Raw genomic sequence first — 1,877 nt, forward strand, 5'->3', positions numbered from 1 at the left:
AATAATTGAATAACTGAAGGCATTCCGCTAAGATAATCTAAATTAATATCATTTTCTTCAAGATAATGTTCAACAATATCATTATAAATTTGCCTTGAATATTTAAACATTTTTTGATCATTAAACAGTTTTGAATATATATAAGTTAGATATAGTAATGAAGAAATTCCGTAATAGAAAGAATACTCTATATTTGAATTCTTTAAGTCAATTCTTTCTAAATAGGATTCAACCAAATAATTCAAAGCATTTCTTGCGATTTCTTTCTTATTATTATCGACATATTTTGCATATGAAATTAGCAGCAATACTATACCGCCATATTGGTAAAATTCATTTTTGCATAGCTGATATCCAAAACCATCTTTGACTATATATGGAAATTGCATTACATAGCCTTTATTGTTTAATTGAATAAAGTATTTTGAAATAACATCAATATATTCCCTAACTGTCTCTTCCATATTTACCTGTGAATAAGATAATTTTTTTAGTTCATTATAATTTTGACTACGTTCTTTTTCCTTGTTTCCCAAAGTTAAAAAAGATAAATGAATTAATCGTAGCTGCTGAGACAATCTATCACAAGAAAAAGAATTAAGATTATTCTCAATTACCTTATACGGTTCTGTTTCAAAATAATCTTTGCAAATAAGTTTTTCACTACAATATAAATTCGTATTTTTAAAGCCACAATAAAAAGAGGGAATGTTCCACTGTTTTAATTCTTCTGTCTCTGCTTCAACCCTCAAAAAGCCAAAACGACCTTTACTAAAATTATTTGATAATATGCTAAATATGTATTCAAACTTTTCCTTACTTTTTAAAATATCTGGCGTTCCGCTGGCATTAATAAATTTACCATAAATGTAAGTTGGTCTAAGTAATTGTCTCACAGAAAAATTTTTAGATTCGTCAAATAGATTTAAAAACCATTTTTTATTATCAATAATTATCTGGTATGTTTCTTTAAAACCTAAAATGACATCTTCTTCAGTCAACCAAGGAGATACTTCCTTCCCTTTAAATCGGCATAGATTTTGACTAGCATTCATTTTTAGACTCGATGATTCATAAACCCAATCATTCTCCTCATCTGGTTTCAGTAATAAATTCGACATTTTTTTAGATGAGGTATCTCCTGTGTATATAGCACTTAAGCCAACGTCAAACAGTCCCTCAGTATTTCTCAGAGGTAGTATAATAGTATTCGTAACATCAAAAGGAAGTTTTAAATTTTCTACGTTATCTTTTAGTTTTGCATAACATAATGTAAGTGTTTCTATATCAAAGAAAATAGGATCCTCGGCATTTGCAATCATATTATCAAAATGCAGATCATTAGTATTAAATAAATAGAATAAAGCTAAAAACGATCCGATTTTATAGTAAAAGCGATGCACTTGTTCTATATTTTCACATTCTTTAGAAGTAACGAATTCTTGCCATGAGTAACCTTTTTTTGATAAAATTTGTGGAACTTTATATTTTATTCTTTCCGGTCCTTTGGACTCAACAAATTTTATAGCTTTATAGATTATTTTTTCTTGTTCCATTTCTCGTGGCTTAAAAACTAATTTTCCTTTATCAAAAGTAAGAACAACCACAGCTTTTCCAGAATGAATATCTCCTTGTGGCAAAGATACAGCAGAAATAGTCTCTACTTCTAATCCATAGTATCTTTCTATTTCTTCTTTATCATCTAGCAAAGAGCTCAATACGCTTAAATACAATTTTGATATATTTTCTAATCTCAACTCAATTAGATCATATAAGACATTGTATTCTTCAAAAAAGTGATTAACATAATCTTTATTTTGAATTATATCAAAAAAATAATTAATTCTTTCGTTCCGATTAGTTCCATTAATTTGATT

The 1,877-nt window shown here is 27.5% G+C and carries 1 protein-coding gene; it reads right to left on the bottom strand.

The window, feature by feature from the left end; genetic code table 11:
* Window positions 1-1,877, bottom strand: a 1,877-nt coding sequence (lanM, locus tag Q0977_RS18215) for a type 2 lanthipeptide synthetase LanM (RefSeq protein WP_299516614.1), incomplete at both ends; no start/stop codon positions are given.

The sequence above is a fragment of the uncultured Rummeliibacillus sp. genome (genome assembly GCF_934216135.1).
Lineage (GTDB): Bacteria > Bacillota > Bacilli > Bacillales_A > Planococcaceae > Rummeliibacillus.